The following is a 15,476-nucleotide window of genomic DNA, read 5'->3' as shown; positions in this document are numbered from 1 at the left end:
ACTTTCAGACTCCAGTCTGTTCTGGCTTGCCGCCTTCGGCTACACGCGCGGCGGACGAGAGGGTATAGGCACTGGCTACCTGGAGGAGCCAATGAACGTCGGCACGGAGGTCCTTTCGCACCGTGATGTCCGTCGTTGACGGCGGAGCGATTTCGTTGGGGTATTGGCCTTCCTGCAAGGAGGCCAGTGCAGCCTCGATGATCGCTGCTTCAACGACCGCCGCATTTCCTCCCGTTGCCCTGCCCGCGGACTGCGCCGCGGCATCCTGCACATGCTGGGACCGGTAGGGACGAAGGGCGAGGATGCCGTCACTGATCTCAATCACGCGGCGCTGAAGGATGAAGTCGGCGTCTGTCGCAGGTTCTTCGTCCAGTGCTCCTGCCGGCAGGACAATTTCCGGCATCGCTGCCGAGAGGTCCTGCCAGAGGGGGTCTAGGGCGTCTAGGGACCGTATTTCCCAGCGGTGGCGGCGTGCCTGAGTGATCGGGTACACCACGGCGGGCAGCGTGAGGCCCAGGCAGATCAACAGGACTGCGAGTGCCGGAGAGTCCACGCTGAAGATGCAGCGCGTGGCGACAAACGAGGAGCATTCGGAGTGCGCCGACAGGAGGTGGAAACCGAGGCCGAGGGAGAACAGGATCGTCAGCTTGTACGCGGCGTAGACCAACGCGAACAGACAGCCTGCTGCTGCAGTCCGCAGGCCGATGCGAACACTGCTCCTGCGGGTCGACTTCGATTGCTCCAGGGCCTGCCGCAGGAAGTCGATGATGGCGAAGCTCAGGTATGAGATGAAGACGAGCAGGTAGAGCGCGTAGATCTGTGGGGACCGATGCGTCAGCTGCTCCCATGTGAACAAGACGCTCATACCGAGTACGGAGGCGCCGAGCAGGGCGAGGCGCAGACGGATGCGGCGGCGCGCTTCAAGTTCTTGCAGGTTGACCTGGAAGGAGAGCGCGAGGACTGAGGTGGCGGCCGCCAAAGAGGCGGAGTTACTGAGGAGACGGGCCACGTGCGGCACGACTGCTTCCACCATGTGCTCGAACAGCGGTGAGTAAGAGGCGAAGGCGAAGGCGAACGAGGCTAGGAGAGCGCCCATGGCCCATGTTCCGGTTGGTCGCGGTGTGCCCCTACCGAGGACCCAGTAACCGGCAGCCGCCGCGAGCAGACAGGCCATGCCAAGGAAAAGGGTATTCATCAAGACCGGAACCGACCTTTCTTTATGGGCTGGGCAAAAAGTGCGTCCCAGCTGTCCGATCCCTTATTCGGCTGGCGAGAGGGTGATTCACGTTCGCGGTAGATTCGCTGGCGAATGATGGTCGCCATCATCTCCGCCTCGCGTTCATCAGCTGAGGAGTAGCTCGTACGCCCCGACATGCGCATCACGAGCGTGGGGTTCACTCCGAGTGCATGTGCCGTGTCGGTATCGACTTCCAGGCTTCCTGGGTGGTCGCAGTACACGTGGCACAGTTCATGCGTCAGGATGTGCCGTTGGTGATGTACAGATGCCCCCTCCTCGTAGTAGAGGAGATCAGCCTCCGGTGTCTCCAGCCGCAGGCCGCAGGGCGCATCGATCGCGCCGAGCGTCCTCAGCGGCTTCAGGATTATGCATTTTCCGCGAAGCGCGGCTATCGCATCGCGCAATTCGCGCGTGGTGAAGCGATGCGGCAAGTGCAGGAGATCGACCTGCGCCTCACACGATTTGCGCAGTCGACCCTGGTCGAATCCTGGCAAAGGCATTGCAATCCCCCTCGGCCTGTTCGGTGTACCAACTTGCTAGTGAACGGTTGAAAGAGGATGCCAAGAGGAAGGGTGAAGCCACGCTTCCTGGAAGTGGTACTTCCGGTTACAGGAGGTGACGCGGCCGAGGCCCGGAGGTGGGGGAAGCCCGTGCGGTTCTAACTGACGATCTCGCCTCGCTCCGGGCATGAGCGAGGTGTTGTGGCGCGTGACACACTTTGTTGAATGGTCGACTATCCGTTATGTCTGACTACGCTGGATGACCGCTTCTTAATTCTGTGAAGGTTTTTCAGGGTGTGTTGTGAGTCATGTCACCTGATCGTGCGATCTAATCTTGGGCCATGGATTCCCGGGGTGGGCAAGACGACGACGATGAGCTTGGAGCCGAATCCCTGCCTGAACTCCTGCGCTCTTGGCGGCGGCGCATTGATCCTCGAACGATTCCCCGCCTGGCAGCGCCAGGTCGGAGGAGTAGTGGGCTGACGCAGCATGACGTGGCCCGGCTGGCTGGCGTAAGCGAACGCTGGTACGGCGACTTGGAGAGGGACAAGCAAGCCGGTTACTCCGCGGATTTCCTTGACCGGCTGTCGTCAGCGCTTCGGCTGAGTCGGGCGGAACGCCACGCGCTGTATATGAGGGCGATCGGGCGTCCGCCGGCGCTCGCCGCAGTGCCAGTGGCGGATGTAGCGGCAGAAATGGACGAGCTGCTCCAGCAATTCCTCGACAACCAGGCGCCCAGCCCTGCCTTGGTGACGGACGTGGCATGGAATGTGGTCGGCTACAACGCCCCTTTCCTCGACTGGTTCCCCTGGGCCGCCCATCAGGCGAATCAGATGAGGTGGGCCTTCCTCAGCCCAGAGGCCCGCGAGCAGCTCGTGAACTGGGAGCACGACTGGGCCCCGTCCTACCTGGGCCAGATCCGCTATGAGCGCGCCCGCCATCCGAAGAATAAGGCTCTGCGTTGCCTGGAGCGCGACATCCTCGCGGCGTCTTCGGAGGTGCGGGATATGTGGGATCGCCGCGAGATGGTCGAGCATGCTGATGGCGCGCTGCGAAGGATCAGGCTCCCGCATCACCGGGGCCGGGAGGTCGCTGTTCGCCTCGTCGGGCTGCGTCCCATGCGCAGCGACCGGCTCCGCTTGATCGTCCTCATGGAAAGCCCCGATGAGCCGCCATCGGGCAACCAGCCCAATGCGAGCCGACGGGTGCCGTAGTTCCGGTCGGGGCGAGGTCTATTCGTCGTCGAGCAGCTCGGCGGCGCCCGTGTCGTCCGCCATGCCTTCGAGCCGTCGGGCGTGGTCGATCACTTCATTCACCATGCGCAAGCTAGACGTGCTGAGGCCGTTGGCGCGTAGCGCAACCCTGCGTACCTCCTGGTCACGCATTGCCGCGACCACCTGAATCGTGGCCTGCGTCCGCTCTGCCGTCTCCTCTTCGAAGAAGTAACCGGGGGGTACGCCGAAGTAGCCGGCCAGCGCCCGTACCGTCTCGAACTTCGGGTTTGAGTTCTTCCCGGTGCGGAGCTGCTGGATGCCGCTCGCCGAGATGGTCACGCCGGAGCTGGCCCGGATGCCCTCAGCCACTTCCGCGTATGTGAACGACCCGCGCCCCTTCGGGCGCACCTCTCTGAACAGGTAGTCGAGCAGCTCCGCGAAGGTGCGCTCCTTCTTCTCGGTCATCCCCAGCCCTCCATCACGACCAGGATCCTATCCACTCCAGTGGCGATCATGTCCCTCATCATCCCAGATCCCGGCACTGCAGTTGACGCATCGACTCCATTGCAGTGTACGTTGACATCGTTATTCATCCAGTGCAGTGTTCCATGCCTGGTCGGAGTGGGTGTGAAGGACTGGACTTGGGCCAGGGGTCGCCATATGGTTCTGGTCCCCGCTCAAGCGGGATCACCGACCGCCGGGCGGTCAGGAGAGGAGGGCGATTCAGACACCGGGGCCATGACACCCGCCGGGGTGGAATGAGACCGGCGCTCGGGAGCTACCAACTCCCAAGCGCCGGGCCAGCACCCCTAAGGGCACTGATTCACATCTCGCGGGCGGCGGGGCTTTTGCACGAGTACCACCGCACCGCGGTCCTACGAACCACGGAGTATCGCATGCTCGCCATGCCGAGCGGAACCCCGGCCTGTCCGGACGCCGACCGCCAGCACCGTCTCGCCGCCCAGCTCGCCGACATGATCCCGGGCGCGGCCACCATCCGGGTCAGCCTCAACGATCCGAAGCAGGTGTGGCCCCACCCGCACGCCATCATCAAGGACGACGCCGGAAAGACCATGGAGCTGGGCCGGACGACCAGCAGGGTCGCAGCTCGCTGGATCCTGCGCGTCTGGCCGGAGGCGGACTGGACCCGACCTCAGATTTTCGACCTCGCCGACGCGACCCTCAACCGCAGTGACCTCGCAGCCGCCGGTCGGGGCCGCTGACATGGCGCGGATACGAACCATCAAGCCGGAGGCGTTCGTCTCCGAGTCGCTGGCCGAGGTGAGCGTCGAGGCCGAGCGGACCTTCTTCGGGCTCCTCACCCAGGCCGACGACCACGGCCGCCACCGCGACAACGCCGCGATCATCGCCGGGCTGCTCTGGCCCCTGCGCGCCGAGCACACCTCGGTCCACGTCGAGGACGACCTCCACCAGCTCGCGAACGCTGGCCTGGTCTGCCGGTACACCGGTTGCGACGGCCGCCGCTACCTCCACATCGTCACTTGGTCCGAGCACCAGAAGATCGACAAGGCAAGCCAGTCCCGGCTGCCCTCCTGCCCGCAACACCACGGTGGCGACCGGTGCGCCCCCTGCAAGGGCACCTGCACCAAACGGGCCGAGGAGTCGCCCACCCCTCCCCGAGGACACGACGAGGCTTCACCGAACACTCCCCGAGCCCTCGATCTGCCCGCACAGCCCGCCGCGACGCCTCGCGATCACGCAGGCGAGGTTCCCGCCCCTCAGCAGGGCGCTTTCGACGCCATGGCTGACGCCCCTAGCCACGAGGAAACGAAAACCTCAGGTCAGGACACATTCTGCGAGCCTTCCCCGAGCCTTCCCCGACGTCTCCGAGAGGGCTCGGCGCCTGGATCTAGGATCTTGGATCCTGGATCTTCTTCCCCTACGGGGCGCACAGCGCCCGCAGCCCCCGTCTCGGCCAACCAGCTCGTCGGCGAGTACATCGCCGCCTGCGACGAGCGCCCGCCGAGCGACGTGATCGGGCACCTCGGTCGGATCACCAAGAAGCTCCTGGCCGAGGGCATAGCCCCGGAGCACATCCGGGCCGGGCTGCAGAACTTCGCCGCCAACCCTAAGCACCCGAGCGTGCTGACCAGCATGGTCAACGAGGCCATGAACGCGCGCTCCGCCGGTTTGGGACGGCCGGGAATCCGGCCTAACGTGCTCGCTCACCAGGCGTGGACCAACCCGGTCGATGCCTCCGCCGCCTACGCCGAGGAGCTGTGATGCGCACCCGAACCCGCGAACCGCAGACCCTCGGCAGCGAGGGCGCCCTGGACCGGATGGCCCGCATCCTGGCAGCCCGCAACGTCGATCCGGCCACCGCCGAGGCGTCCGAGGAGCCCGAGCTCTTCTCCCCGCTCGACGCCCTGTCCACCGGGGTGCCCCCTCGCTACCGGGGTGCGGTCGCTGACCACCCGCAGGTCCTGGCCTGGGCCAGGGACGTCGCCGAAGCGGCCGTCGCCCCCAGCCGAGGAGCCCGGCGACAGGTCGCCACCGGGCCCAGCCTGCTGATGGCCGGGGTGGTCGGTGCGGGCAAGACACACCAGGCATACGGGGCGGTCCGGCAGCTGGTGCAGGGCGGGGTCGGCGTGCGCTGGCGCGCGAGCACCGCCGCCGACCTCTACGCCGATCTCCGCCCCCGGCCCGGCGTGGACAGCGAGCGGGAGCTGGCGGCCGTCAGCCGCTGCCCGCTACTCATCATCGACGACCTCGGTGCGGCCAAGGCCAGCGACTGGACGGAGGAAGTGACGTACCGGCTGATCAACCGCCGGTACAACCACATGCTCCCGACCCTGATCACGACGAACATGCGCATCAGCGACCTCCGGTCCCATATCGGGGACCGTGTCGCCTCCCGTCTCGCGCAGATGACCACCCGGATCCAGTTCGAGCCGGTCGACCGCAGACGCGACCGCGCCGCCGCCTGACCGGATGCAGGCAGCCACGCCCGGCCTCGCCCCACAACTTCCCGACCCAGCGCACCTCTCCGCCGACGCCCCTGCGCGCGGAGAGCGATCGGAGCAACCCGCATGACCACCATGACGATTAGCCCGGCCCGCCACCGGTCGCTCGGCGACCAGACCTGGCAGGAGCAGGCCGTCTGCCAGAGCACCGAGTACAACCCGGTGGACCCTGACATCTTCTTCCCCGAGCCCGACGAGATCGCCAAGATCACCGCCGCCATGTCGCTGTGCAGCCAGTGCCCGGTCCGCCGCACCTGCCTGGACGCCGCCCTGGAGGGCGGCGACACCGACGGTATCCGGGGCGGGATGACCCAGGAGGAGCGCGAGCCGCTGCACGCGAAGCTCGCCAGCCGCCTCGACTACAGCCGTGTCAACGCCACCATCGCCGGGCGCGACGTCCACCTCACCCAGGCCGAACGCCGCGCGGTCATCCACGCCGCCTTCCGTCAGGGCCTCAGCGAACAGCGGCTGGCCTGGCTCCTGACGGTCAGCGAGGAGCACGCGCAGAAGCGGTACCGAGAAATTCGCCTCGCCATCCGTAACCGCGACCTGAAGCCGACCGCCCCGCCCCCCAAGACTGACGGAGAGTGCCTGGGCCAGGGCGACTTCGGGACGGCAGCGTGAGCAACGCGAACGCACAGAAGACGGCGCACATCACCGGCTGGGACCGCGTAGCCGTCTTCGCCCTCGGAGGCGCGGGCTGCGCCCTGTCCTACGACGCACTCCAGCAGATGGCCGTCGCTATCCACGTCCGCGGTTTCCTCACCTACCTTTTCCCTCTGATCGTGGATGGCTTCATCGCCTACGGTATCCGGGCGCTCTTGGTGCTCCGCGACGCGCCGATACGGGCCCGCCTCTACGTCTGGGCACTCTTTGGCACGGCCACCGCCACCAGCATCTGGGCCAATGCCCTGCACGCGGTCAGGCTTAACGAGGAGAACGCCCCGGCTGCCGGGCTGAGGCTCGGCGACATGGTGGTCGCCGTGCTGTCCACCATCGCCCCGCTCGCCCTGGCCGGAGCCGTCCACCTCTACATCCTCATCGCCCGGGGGCCGGTCAAGGACAGTGACCGGTCTGACCGCGATGACCGCGCTGACCCCGGTCAGATCGGTCAGACCGAGCGCATCGCGGTCACTCGGACTGACCGAGCCGGTCAGCCGCAGCCCCAGCCCGGTCAGGTCAGCGCCGGACAGCCGGTCGGTGCCCTGACCGACCAGTACCGCTTGTCCCTGGACAAGCGACACCCGGACACCCGGACACCGACCGGCGACAGTGACTGGGCGGACGCCAGCCGCCCGGACCACGGTCACCGTGACGGGGAGGACAACGGCGTTGACCTGCCCGGACAGTCGGGCAGCGGCCCGGCGGTCAGTGACCGGCAGGTCGACAGCGAGCAGGTCACCGGTAGCCCGGTCAGGCTCCCGCCGGTCACTGACCGCCAGGGGACCGCGCCGCCGGTCAGTGATCGGGAGAGCCCGGTCACCGGTGACCGGCGGTCTGACCCGGACACCGAGGAGCTGTTGAAGATCGCCCGGTCAGCGGTCAGGGCCGAGGACAAGCTGACCCGCAAGGTGGTTGCCCAGGCAATCCGGGGCCAGCAGATCCCGCTGTCGAGCGACACCCTGACCGCTCTGATGGTCCAGCTCCGCGAGCAGCACGGTCAGCCGGTCACTGCCGCCCGCAGCTGACCGACCTCCACGGGGTCGGGTGACCGAACCGGACACACGGCCGGTCACCCGACCCCGGACACCCCCCTACCACCTCACGAAGTGAACCGGAGAGCACCACCATGCGCACGAAGCCCGCCACACCGGCCGAGGTGGACTCCTGGCTGGCCGTCCTGCACCAGCACGGCCACTTTCACCATGCCGAATCTGGCCCCGACACCACCTGGACCGTGCAACGACACCGGCACAGCCGCCCCTGGACCCTGCACCACCCGGTCCTGGCCATGGACTGGATCGAGGAAATCGTCCGCACCATCCACCAGCAGGAGACGGAGTCGAGCCGGTGAACGCCAACGACCCGGTGGTTACCACGTCCGGAGAGCTGCGTGACCCTACGACGGCTCCTGGCGGAGCAAGTTGTCGCGTACGACGGTCCTACGGCCCGTCGTACGCACTTGCCCCCGCCCAGGAGGGCGGGGGAAGTCCGGTTGGTCCCCGAGCGAGGGCGCACGGGGACCAACCGGACTCCCGGCACCAGGGGGCGCCGGTCGCAGGAGGAGAAGCAGACGACGACGTCCCACGCGAGCAGCCGACCCCGAGCGAGCCCGCGTTCCCCGACCGCACCCCACGCCGCCGCACTCGTAACCCGAGCCAGCGCACCCACAAGACGACCACCCGCCTCTCCGATGCCGAGAATGCCGAGATCACCACCGCCGCCAAGCAGCGCGCCGTTACCGTCGCCCGCTTCCTCGCCGCTGCCGGCCTCGCCGTCGCCCGCGGTTCCACCCACGTGCACAGCAACGAACAGCTCGACACCGCCATTGACGAGCTGGCCGCGCTGCGCACCGCACTGGCCCGCATCGGCAACAACATCAACCAGATCGCCTTCGTCCTCAACGCCGGTGGGCAGCCCCGCCCTGGCGAACTCGACCACGCGCTGACGACCTTGACCCGAGTTCTGTCCCGCCTCGATGACACGGCCGACGCTCTGGTGAAGAAGCGTCTGTGATGGTCCCCAAGATCCGGCGCGGCTCACGCACCCACGGCCTGCTCGTCTACCTGTACGGCCCCGGCAAGCGGGACGAGCACGTCGACGCTCACCTCGTGGGGAGTTGGGACGGCTTCGCCCCTGACCCCGGGCGCGACGCCAGCCCCGATCCCGACCCCAAGGTCACCTTGGCCCGGCTCACCGCCGCCTTGGACCTGCGGGTCAAGCAGGCCGGACGCAAGGCCCCGGCCCAGCATGTCTGGCACTGCTCGGTCCGCACCGACCCCGGCGACCGGGAGCTGACCGACGCCGAGTGGAACACCGTCGCCCGCCGCCTGGTCCAAGCCACGGGTCTCGCACCCGAAGGCGACCCGGACGGATGCCGCTGGGTTGCCGTACGCCACGCGGACGATCACATCCACATCCTGGCCACCATGGTCCGAGGCGACCTGCGCCGCCCCCGGATGAACTACGACTTCAAGAAGGCCCAGGCCGAATGCCGCCGCATAGAAAAAGAGATGGACCTGCGCCAGCTCAAGCCCGGCGACGGCACCGGAGCCAAGACACCCACCAGCGCCGAACGCTTCAAAGCGGAACGTACCGGCCGCCCGGAGACGCCACGCGAAACGCTCCGTGAAGCCGTCCGCCAAGCCCTCGCCGGAGCCGCCACCGAAGAGGAGTTCTTCACCCGCCTTCACGACGCCGGTCTGCGCGTGAAGCTGCGCCTCGCCCCCTCGGGTGATGCCCTCGGATACAACGTCGCCATGCCGGGCGACCGTAACCGCGACGGGGTACCGGTCTGGTTCCCGGGCTCGAAGCTGGCCCCTGACCTCTCGCTGCCGAAGATCCGTCTCCGCCTCGCTGAGGGGCCCGTCGACGAGACGACCTCCTCGATCGCGGCCGGCAGCCGTGCGAACTGGTCACCCCCTGCCCGAGGGCGACGAAACGCCACTGGGATTGCCGAGCGCGCCGCGATCCTGCTGGACAGCGACGACTGCGAGGCTCCGGCCCAACTCGTCGGCGTCGGTGAACTCCTGGACGTGCTCGCCCAGACCTCCCCGGCCAGCACCCGGGCCGAACTGGGAGCTGCCGCCCGCTCCTTCGAACGCGCAACACGTAGCCACGTCCGCGCCGAGCACGCAGACACCCGCGCGATCCGCGCGGCGGCGCGCGGCATCATCCAAGCTGGTGGTGCACTCGGCCGAGGTGAGGACGGCGGAACCACCGCCATGGTGGTATCCACCCTCGTCCTGGTCGTCCTGGCCGCCGCCCGCTGGCACTCCGCCCGTGGTCACGCTCAGCAGGCCGAAGCCTCCCGACAGGCCGCCCAGCACCTACGAGCCGCATACCGCCAGGCCGCCACCGCACCCATGCAGGCCCTGCGCGACCACGGCCGCGCCCTGCCTGAAGCCGAACGCCGAACCCACGAGGCGACCATCCGCGCAGTCCTACCTGGGCATGGCCTACGTTCCGATGGCGAAACAAACACTGATGCTCTCGCCGCCACCCTGGCCCAGGCCGAACAGGCAGGCCACGACTCCAGGGCACTGCTGGAGAAGGCGATCGTCATGCGCGAACTCGACACCGCGGACGACGTGAACGACGTCCTGGTCTGGCGACTGCGCCGACTCGCCCAACTTCCCGCTCACCCGGGTGAAGTGCCCCGCCGCCCGCAGGCCGACACCCGCCAGACTAAGCCCTCGGCCAACCGCACCAGCACCCGGACAGAACCCACAGCCGCAGCCCGCCCCGACCCGCGCAACCGCTCACCGCACCGCTGACAAAGAGTCCGCCGCCCAGCTGCCTACCGGACTCCGCGAAACCCCTGGACAACCGGTCCCACCGGCTGTTACGGATGGAAACAGAAGGTCCTCGACCCGGAGATGACGCTCGTGCTCAGAACCACCGACCGGCCCGCAGAGCCGACACCTGTCCTCCCCGCCGGAACCGATCCCCTGCTGCAACTCGAATACGAGACGCAGCCGCCCAACGGCCCCGGCGTGACACGCTGCCTGAACCACCCCAGCGAGCTGGCCCTTCGCGGGATCCCCGTGATGTGCTCGGACTGCCGGGCCCGGCGCGACTGGCTGCTCATCAACCACGGCCGCAACGTCTGGATCGTCTGCCGCTGCAGCAACCAGTGGCTCGAACCCGAGATCAGCCGTGGCGACTTCGACGCCTTGATCGCCATCCCGGGCGGGACGACCTACCCCAGCGTGGAGCAGGGCCTCGCCGCACTCGGATTCGACGGCGCCTTCGCCGGCACCTACCTGGACTAGGCCGGTAGAGAACCAATGCCGAGGAGCTTGTTCCCGCGCTCCGACCCCTTGGGGGTGCCGACACTGAAGAGGGACGGTCGGCGGCACGGTCACGGATCCGGCCGTCACGCGCTTGCACCGGCCGCTACGGCGAACAAGGGGATGCCGTAACTGTGCTGAGCGGCGACGGTGCGGTGGCCGCTCCGGCGGCGGCCAGGGAGTACCCGACGAGATGCTTGTTCATGAAGCCCCCTTCTCGGAGGATGCCGGTGGGGCTGCGGGAGTGGGTTCGCCGTGCAGGTCGCTGCGGAATCCTCGGCCGACCGGCTTCCAGCCCTGGAATGTGGCTGGCCTCCAACGGGGACGGTCCGGCACGCTGGTGTCATCGGGCGCGGGCAGACTGCCCCGGCTTTTGCGGCTGCGGGTGGCGCGGACGGTGATGCCCAGGTGGGCGGCGACCTCCGGGTACCCCCAGAGTTGCTGGTCGTCGGGCATCGTGTCCTCCTCGTTCGTCGGTGATGAGCGTACGCAACGCGCGATGGGCGTACGGCAAGGCCGCCCCGCCTGATCGGCGCGGGGCGGCCTTCTGCGGTTGCTGTCAGACCTCGGCGAGACGGTGGGAGAGGTCGAGGGCAGCGGTGGCGACTGCGAGGGCGGCGCACAGGCCGCGTACTTCGTGGATGGTGGGGCGGACCAGGCGCGGCCAGTGGTCGGGTGCGGCGGGCCAGGAGGCGAGATGGACCTCGGTGGTGGCCAGGCCGAGGTGGGCGGTGACGTCCCATCCTGCGAGGGAGGCGGGTTCCCAGTGCAGGCGGATGTGGCCGAGGGGGAGTCTGGCGGCGTCGGCCGGGAGCCAGGAGATGTCGAGCGGTCCGTCGGGGAGGGAGGAGACGCGGTGGACGAGTGCGCCGCGTACGCCGTTGGGCATGGGGCGTACGGCGAGGCCGTGCAGCGGGAGGACGTGCGAAGGGCAGCAGCGTGACGAGATAAGAGCCTCCGGGGATGGGGCGGTGCGATTCGGTCAGGCCCAGGCGAGGGCGTCACGGACTTCTGTCGGGAGGTAGTCCTGCTGGCCGTCATCGGCGATGTATGCGACGCCGGCGCGTACGACGATGTCGGTGCCGAGGTAGTGGGTGAAGGGCCAGTCGGGGTTGATGGCGAGACGGATCGGCAGGCTGGGATCGAGGTTCTGTAGCTGGCGGAGCAGGTGGCCGACGGTCAGGTAGTGGGGCACGGATTCCTCCGGTGGGGAGTGCATGGCTGGTGGGTCTGGCGCCAGGACGTCAGCGCATGCTGAACGGGAGCACGTCGTGCACGGATGGCGATGTCGGAGATGCGGGTGCGCGGTGGGTGAGGAGGTGACGCTTGCGGGACTCGTTGACGTAGCCCTTGCCGGACTCCTCCATCTCCCAGCCGCCGCAGGAGCAGACGGCTCGGGTGGCAGTCGGGGTGGAGCGGCTTGCCGGAGCTGGTGTGTTTGTGCTCCTTCGGGCAGAGAGTGCGGTCGGCGTGGTGGTTGGTGAGTGGAGCGCGGAAGGGCATGGTGAATTCCTCGCGGTGTGGGGTGTGGGGTCCGTCAGCCGGGTCTGGCCGGTATCAGGTGCCGTGGTCATTCAGCGAAGTCGCGCCGCCACTGACGCTGTTCGGCCCGACGGGCGGCACGGCGGCGAACGGCCTTGGCGCGGCGGCCGTACTGACCGGGTCGGTAGAAGCAGGTGCAGCGTCGGGCGTAAGCGCACTGACGGCGGTAGCCGGGGCGGGTGGCCAGGAGCATGCGCACGGTCGGAACCTCCTGTCGCGGCACCGTTCAGCCTTCAGCGTTGGGCGACGAGGGCAGCGATGAAACCGGCGACGGCTTCGGAAGGGGTGTAGGGGCCGAACTCCTGGGCCCACGGGTCGCCTTCGGTGGGGTGTACCCGGATCTGCCAGAGGATGCCGCCTTCCAGGCGGCGGGGTCTTCGGGGAGCCAGCCGACGTAGACGCGGCCGTCCGGGCTCGTCGAGTGGACGTTGGCTTCCGGGGTGTCGACGGCTGCCCAGCCGAGGGTGTCGAGGAGGTCGAGCACCGGGGCGGCGCAGCCGTCTGAGGAGAGCCAGCAGCGGTCTTCCACGGCGGGGCGGACTACGGCGGGCAGGAGGGCGGTGGGCAGGAGGGCGGTGGAGGTGTTCAAGGGTGGACGAACCCTTCGTTGACCTGCGGTTTTTCCGATACCCGTACGTTGGCATGCGGTGTGCCGAAGTGCGTAGTCGTTTCCCGGGAAGCGGCGTCTGCCGTGGGCGAACTGGCGCCCGTCCGCAGATGACTGGTGGCCCGGGAATGGATTGGCGGACGCGGTTGTCGTAACTGGGTTGCGGCAACGGGCCGCACAGGAACGAAGGGGGAGCAGGGATGGCGGAGCCGGGCAGACACTGGGACGGAGCCGGGCTGGAGCGCAAGATCCTCGCCGCCGGGCGGCCTTGGACGGTGGGCGACATCGCGATGGTCGCCGACGGCCAGTGGGCTATTGGTGCGCAGCCCGAGGGGCGTCGCGTCGAGTTGACGCTGGAGGAGCTGGCCCGCGCGGTGGGCTCCCGCATCTGGGATGCCCACCGCGACGATGACCTCGCCTAACCGGTGGTCAGCGGTGCGGCCCCTAGTCGGGGCTCCGGGGCGGGGGAGGGGAACGCGCCCGCGTGCGCAGCCGAACGAGCTGCTCGACTGCACGCGGGCGCCGTGGCGGTGGGGAGAGGCGGCTGGCTCTCAGTGCCACGCGGATCACCGGCCCTGGGAGGGCGCTGAATGGGCGGTGACGGCTGCCGGCACCCGCGGTTGCGGCTGGGGTGCGTGGCTGAAGAGGCTGCTCGGCGCAGCGGTACTCCGGCGCAGGGCCGCTGCGGCCCGGATGCCGTCCGATCCCAGCGGGGCACCGGTGTGGGTGCGGGTGGCCGCCGTGACAGGCGCCGGGGGTGCCGAGATGCCTTGTGGCGTTGGCCGTGCCTAAACCTTCGCAGGGGTTCGCGGACAACTCGAATCAACAGAGAAATCGGAACCTAGTTCCTGGAATTAGGTTCTGACTCTCTATGGAAGTTGCGGTCAGCCCGTGGCTTCCAGGAAGGCCGCCACTACGGGGACGGTGCGGTGCCGGTCGAGACCGTCTCGGAGGTCGCCCAGGGTGCTGTTGCCCCTCGCTGAACTGACACCGCCCATCAGGGCCACTGCCTCCTCGGCCGTGTGTACGGCACCGTCGAGGCCGCCCAACTCCCGGTAGGCTGCCGCCTTCCGTGCAAGGTAGATTGCCGTTCCCCGCGGTTCCTTTGTCGAGTCGTACGGGTCGTTGTGGGTGGCGGCCTCTACCGTCTTTGAATCACCCGTGAAACCGAACCGCGGCGCGAGCTGGGCGATCAGGCTGTGGACCAGATGCTGGCCGAGGCCCGCAGGAAGCTCCCCACACTGGCCAGCCGCCGGGCCGTCGCCCTCACCCTGAGACGCCCAACGGACCGTCCCAGGCGGTGTCTGGATGCTCGGTAGGCTGCCGGGGCTCGTCGCTCCGGACGGGGTCCTGGGAGATGCGGGACGATGATGGCCGAACACCACTACCCCACGAACCACCACCGTGGGTCTGAGCCTGTGCACCGGGTGGCCGTGCTTTCCGCTCGCTCGTGGGGCACGGTCTTCGCCACGGTCCTTGCCGAGGCAGGCAACGAGATCGTCCTGCATGGCCGTAGGTCTGACATCGCTGACGCGATCAACGTGCGCCACGAGAATCCGGACTACTTGCCCGGCGTCCGGCTGGCCGATTTGGTGACGGCGACCACCGCTGCGGAAGCTGGCGGGTGCTGACTACGCGGTCATGTGGAGCCCGCACCGACGGACCTTGGCACCGTCGTGGCTGCCGAGGTACAGCTCCACACCGAAACCGGCGAGTGCGCTGACGAGGTCCTGGTCTTCGCGCAAGGCGGCTACCTCTCGTCGCTGGAGCTCTGCTCCTGGAGCGATGATATCGAAGGTGAATCTCGCCGCGGCGCGGCGCTGGCTACAGCCGTGAACCCGAGCCGGCGGCTTTTGGGGTCTTGGACCGTGACGCCGCCGCGATCCACACGACATCACGAGTCAAAGTCCAGTAGGGCAACCGCAGAGCCGCCGGGTGTTCGGCGGGTGTGCGCCCGGCTCCAGTCCAGGCGAATGCCGAGGAGGCGAACCTCCTCGGCATTCGTCACGGAGCGCTACAGTGCTCTCTATGAAAGAGCCTTTTGGGCAGGCAGTCGATGTGTCGGCCGTGTAGTATGCAGCGTCGCCTTGGACTAGTGGGATTCCGTTGATTTAGGCGCACTAAACCAACAGATCTTGATGTAGTCGTACGGGTCGTCGTACATCTGCATCTCTCGCTCGATGCGGTGGAGCACCCCTTCGCGAGAGAGATCCCATGGGACTACTTCCTCGCCCTCTTGAGGGCTCATGTCGCCAGCTCTAATTCCGCGATCGAGCATGTCGCCAACGAGACTGAGAGCCGCTTTCTGCACTTCAGGAACTGAGCTTCCGTCATCAGCGACCGTCTCGGCGGCGTCCCAGAGGATAGTGAAATAGACAGATGTCTGCTCTGCGTATTGCACCAGATAGGCGAGTTCGGATTCATAGATCTCACTCATTGA

General features: G+C 67.8%; 20 protein-coding genes. 12 read left to right on the top strand and 8 right to left on the bottom strand.

The window, feature by feature from the left end; genetic code table 11:
- Positions 1–4 precede the first annotated feature (4 nt).
- Positions 5–1,174: an MAB_1171c family putative transporter gene (locus OG285_RS05940; RefSeq protein WP_371793464.1), complete on the bottom strand. Its 1,170-nt coding sequence runs from the start codon at positions 1,172–1,174 to the stop codon at positions 5–7.
- 20 nt (positions 1,175–1,194) lie between these two features.
- On the bottom strand, positions 1,195–1,737 hold the full coding sequence (locus OG285_RS05935) for a regulator component (RefSeq protein ID WP_371790396.1): 543 nt from the start codon (positions 1,735–1,737) through the stop codon (positions 1,195–1,197).
- Between the two features lie 341 nt (positions 1,738–2,078).
- Here OG285_RS05935 and OG285_RS05930 point away from each other — a divergent pair, with 341 nt between their 5' ends.
- On the top strand, positions 2,079–2,951 hold the full coding sequence (locus OG285_RS05930; protein WP_371790395.1) for a helix-turn-helix transcriptional regulator: 873 nt from the start codon (positions 2,079–2,081) through the stop codon (positions 2,949–2,951).
- Between the two features lie 18 nt (positions 2,952–2,969).
- On the opposite strand, the gene OG285_RS05925 is transcribed toward OG285_RS05930, so the two are convergent.
- A complete protein-coding gene (locus OG285_RS05925; protein ID WP_371790394.1) occupies positions 2,970–3,416 on the bottom strand; it encodes a Secondary metabolite protein in 447 nt (148 codons plus the stop codon).
- 431 nt (positions 3,417–3,847) lie between these two features.
- On the opposite strand from OG285_RS05925, the gene OG285_RS05920 reads away from it, so the two are divergent.
- From OG285_RS05920 to OG285_RS05880, 9 genes are all read left to right on the top strand, one after another.
- Entirely contained in the window at positions 3,848–4,174 is a 327-nt protein-coding gene (locus tag OG285_RS05920) for a transcriptional regulator (RefSeq protein ID WP_371790393.1), read from the top strand.
- A gap of 1 nt (position 4,175) precedes the next feature.
- Complete coding sequence (locus OG285_RS05915; RefSeq protein ID WP_371793463.1) at positions 4,176–5,195, top strand: hypothetical protein; 1,020 nt, start codon at positions 4,176–4,178, stop codon at positions 5,193–5,195.
- Positions 5,195–5,899, top strand: a complete 705-nt coding sequence (locus OG285_RS05910) for an ATP-binding protein (RefSeq protein ID WP_371790392.1) — start codon at positions 5,195–5,197, stop codon at positions 5,897–5,899. The genes OG285_RS05915 and OG285_RS05910 overlap by 1 nt, the downstream gene beginning before the upstream one ends.
- Before the next feature lie 102 nt (positions 5,900–6,001).
- The gene (locus OG285_RS05905) at positions 6,002–6,559 is read left to right on the top strand and encodes a WhiB family transcriptional regulator (RefSeq protein ID WP_371790391.1); all 558 of its coding nucleotides are present in this window, start codon (positions 6,002–6,004) and stop codon (positions 6,557–6,559) included.
- The gene (locus tag OG285_RS05900) at positions 6,556–7,623 is read left to right on the top strand and encodes a DUF2637 domain-containing protein (RefSeq protein WP_371790390.1); all 1,068 of its coding nucleotides are present in this window, start codon (positions 6,556–6,558) and stop codon (positions 7,621–7,623) included. The genes OG285_RS05905 and OG285_RS05900 overlap by 4 nt, the downstream gene beginning before the upstream one ends.
- Before the next feature lie 101 nt (positions 7,624–7,724).
- Positions 7,725–7,949 (top strand): hypothetical protein, encoded by a 225-nt coding sequence (locus OG285_RS05895; RefSeq protein WP_371790389.1) that lies wholly within the window; start codon positions 7,725–7,727, stop codon positions 7,947–7,949.
- Entirely contained in the window at positions 7,946–8,611 is a 666-nt protein-coding gene (locus OG285_RS05890) for a MobC family plasmid mobilization relaxosome protein (protein WP_371790388.1), read from the top strand. Before OG285_RS05895 ends, OG285_RS05890 begins: the two co-directional genes overlap by 4 nt.
- Positions 8,611–10,371: a relaxase/mobilization nuclease domain-containing protein gene (locus tag OG285_RS05885; RefSeq protein ID WP_371790387.1), complete on the top strand. Its 1,761-nt coding sequence runs from the start codon at positions 8,611–8,613 to the stop codon at positions 10,369–10,371. The genes OG285_RS05890 and OG285_RS05885 overlap by 1 nt, the downstream gene beginning before the upstream one ends.
- 102 nt (positions 10,372–10,473) lie before the next feature.
- Complete coding sequence (locus OG285_RS05880) at positions 10,474–10,869, top strand: hypothetical protein (protein WP_371790386.1); 396 nt, start codon at positions 10,474–10,476, stop codon at positions 10,867–10,869.
- 577 nt (positions 10,870–11,446) lie between these two features.
- Here the strand turns inward: OG285_RS05880 and OG285_RS05875 are convergent.
- From OG285_RS05875 to OG285_RS05865, 3 genes are all read right to left on the bottom strand, one after another.
- Entirely contained in the window at positions 11,447–11,776 is a 330-nt protein-coding gene (locus OG285_RS05875) for an esterase (RefSeq protein WP_371790385.1), read from the bottom strand.
- Between the two features lie 93 nt (positions 11,777–11,869).
- Positions 11,870–12,082, bottom strand: a complete 213-nt coding sequence (locus OG285_RS05870; protein ID WP_371793462.1) for a hypothetical protein — start codon at positions 12,080–12,082, stop codon at positions 11,870–11,872.
- Between the two features lie 580 nt (positions 12,083–12,662).
- A complete protein-coding gene (locus tag OG285_RS05865; protein ID WP_371790384.1) occupies positions 12,663–13,073 on the bottom strand; it encodes a DUF317 domain-containing protein in 411 nt (136 codons plus the stop codon).
- Between the two features lie 163 nt (positions 13,074–13,236).
- Here OG285_RS05865 and OG285_RS05860 point away from each other — a divergent pair, with 163 nt between their 5' ends.
- Complete coding sequence (locus OG285_RS05860) at positions 13,237–13,458, top strand: hypothetical protein (RefSeq protein ID WP_371790383.1); 222 nt, start codon at positions 13,237–13,239, stop codon at positions 13,456–13,458.
- A 462-nt stretch (positions 13,459–13,920) separates the two neighbouring features.
- On the opposite strand, the gene OG285_RS05855 is transcribed toward OG285_RS05860, so the two are convergent.
- Complete coding sequence (locus OG285_RS05855; protein ID WP_371793689.1) at positions 13,921–14,544, bottom strand: hypothetical protein; 624 nt, start codon at positions 14,542–14,544, stop codon at positions 13,921–13,923.
- Between OG285_RS05855 and OG285_RS05850 the strand changes: the two genes are divergently transcribed.
- On the top strand, positions 14,455–14,667 hold the full coding sequence (locus OG285_RS05850) for a hypothetical protein (RefSeq protein ID WP_371793461.1): 213 nt from the start codon (positions 14,455–14,457) through the stop codon (positions 14,665–14,667). The two genes, OG285_RS05855 and OG285_RS05850, sit on opposite strands and share 90 nt — an antisense overlap.
- Positions 14,668–15,128: 461 nt before the next feature.
- Here the strand turns inward: OG285_RS05850 and OG285_RS05845 are convergent, their stop codons facing one another.
- Positions 15,129–15,473: a hypothetical protein gene (locus tag OG285_RS05845; protein ID WP_371790382.1), complete on the bottom strand. Its 345-nt coding sequence runs from the start codon at positions 15,471–15,473 to the stop codon at positions 15,129–15,131.
- Positions 15,474–15,476: the final 3 nt, after the last annotated feature.

Origin of the sequence: Streptomyces sp. NBC_01471 (genome assembly GCF_041438865.1) — a bacterium.
Classification (GTDB): domain Bacteria; phylum Actinomycetota; class Actinomycetes; order Streptomycetales; family Streptomycetaceae; genus Streptomyces.
This window is presented reverse-complemented; position numbering and strand designations above follow the sequence as displayed.

Bases quoted from the DNA above. Each gene is read 5' to 3' on its own strand.
- OG285_RS05935 (WP_371790396.1), bottom strand. From the start codon at position 1,737: ATGCCTTTGCCAGGATTCGACCAGGGTCGACTGCGCAAATCGTGTGAG.
- OG285_RS05845 (WP_371790382.1), bottom strand. From the start codon at position 15,473: ATGAGTGAGATCTATGAATCCGAACTCGCCTATCTGGTGCAATACGCA.
- OG285_RS05940 (WP_371793464.1), bottom strand. From the start codon at position 1,174: ATGGCCTGTCTGCTCGCGGCGGCTGCCGGTTACTGGGTCCTCGGTAGG.
- OG285_RS05895 (WP_371790389.1), top strand. From the start codon at position 7,725: ATGCGCACGAAGCCCGCCACACCGGCCGAGGTGGACTCCTGGCTGGCC.
- OG285_RS05925 (WP_371790394.1), bottom strand. From the start codon at position 3,416: ATGACCGAGAAGAAGGAGCGCACCTTCGCGGAGCTGCTCGACTACCTG.
- OG285_RS05930 (WP_371790395.1), top strand. From the start codon at position 2,079: ATGGATTCCCGGGGTGGGCAAGACGACGACGATGAGCTTGGAGCCGAA.
- OG285_RS05860 (WP_371790383.1), top strand. From the start codon at position 13,237: ATGGCGGAGCCGGGCAGACACTGGGACGGAGCCGGGCTGGAGCGCAAG.
- OG285_RS05885 (WP_371790387.1), top strand. From the start codon at position 8,611: ATGGTCCCCAAGATCCGGCGCGGCTCACGCACCCACGGCCTGCTCGTC.
- OG285_RS05920 (WP_371790393.1), top strand. From the start codon at position 3,848: ATGCTCGCCATGCCGAGCGGAACCCCGGCCTGTCCGGACGCCGACCGC.
- OG285_RS05875 (WP_371790385.1), bottom strand. From the start codon at position 11,776: ATGCCCAACGGCGTACGCGGCGCACTCGTCCACCGCGTCTCCTCCCTC.
- OG285_RS05910 (WP_371790392.1), top strand. From the start codon at position 5,195: ATGCGCACCCGAACCCGCGAACCGCAGACCCTCGGCAGCGAGGGCGCC.
- OG285_RS05915 (WP_371793463.1), top strand. From the start codon at position 4,176: ATGGCGCGGATACGAACCATCAAGCCGGAGGCGTTCGTCTCCGAGTCG.
- OG285_RS05880 (WP_371790386.1), top strand. From the start codon at position 10,474: ATGACGCTCGTGCTCAGAACCACCGACCGGCCCGCAGAGCCGACACCT.
- OG285_RS05905 (WP_371790391.1), top strand. From the start codon at position 6,002: ATGACCACCATGACGATTAGCCCGGCCCGCCACCGGTCGCTCGGCGAC.
- OG285_RS05865 (WP_371790384.1), bottom strand. From the start codon at position 13,073: ATGCCAACGTACGGGTATCGGAAAAACCGCAGGTCAACGAAGGGTTCG.
- OG285_RS05855 (WP_371793689.1), bottom strand. From the start codon at position 14,544: ATGCAGGACGATCTCGTTGCCTGCCTCGGCAAGGACCGTGGCGAAGAC.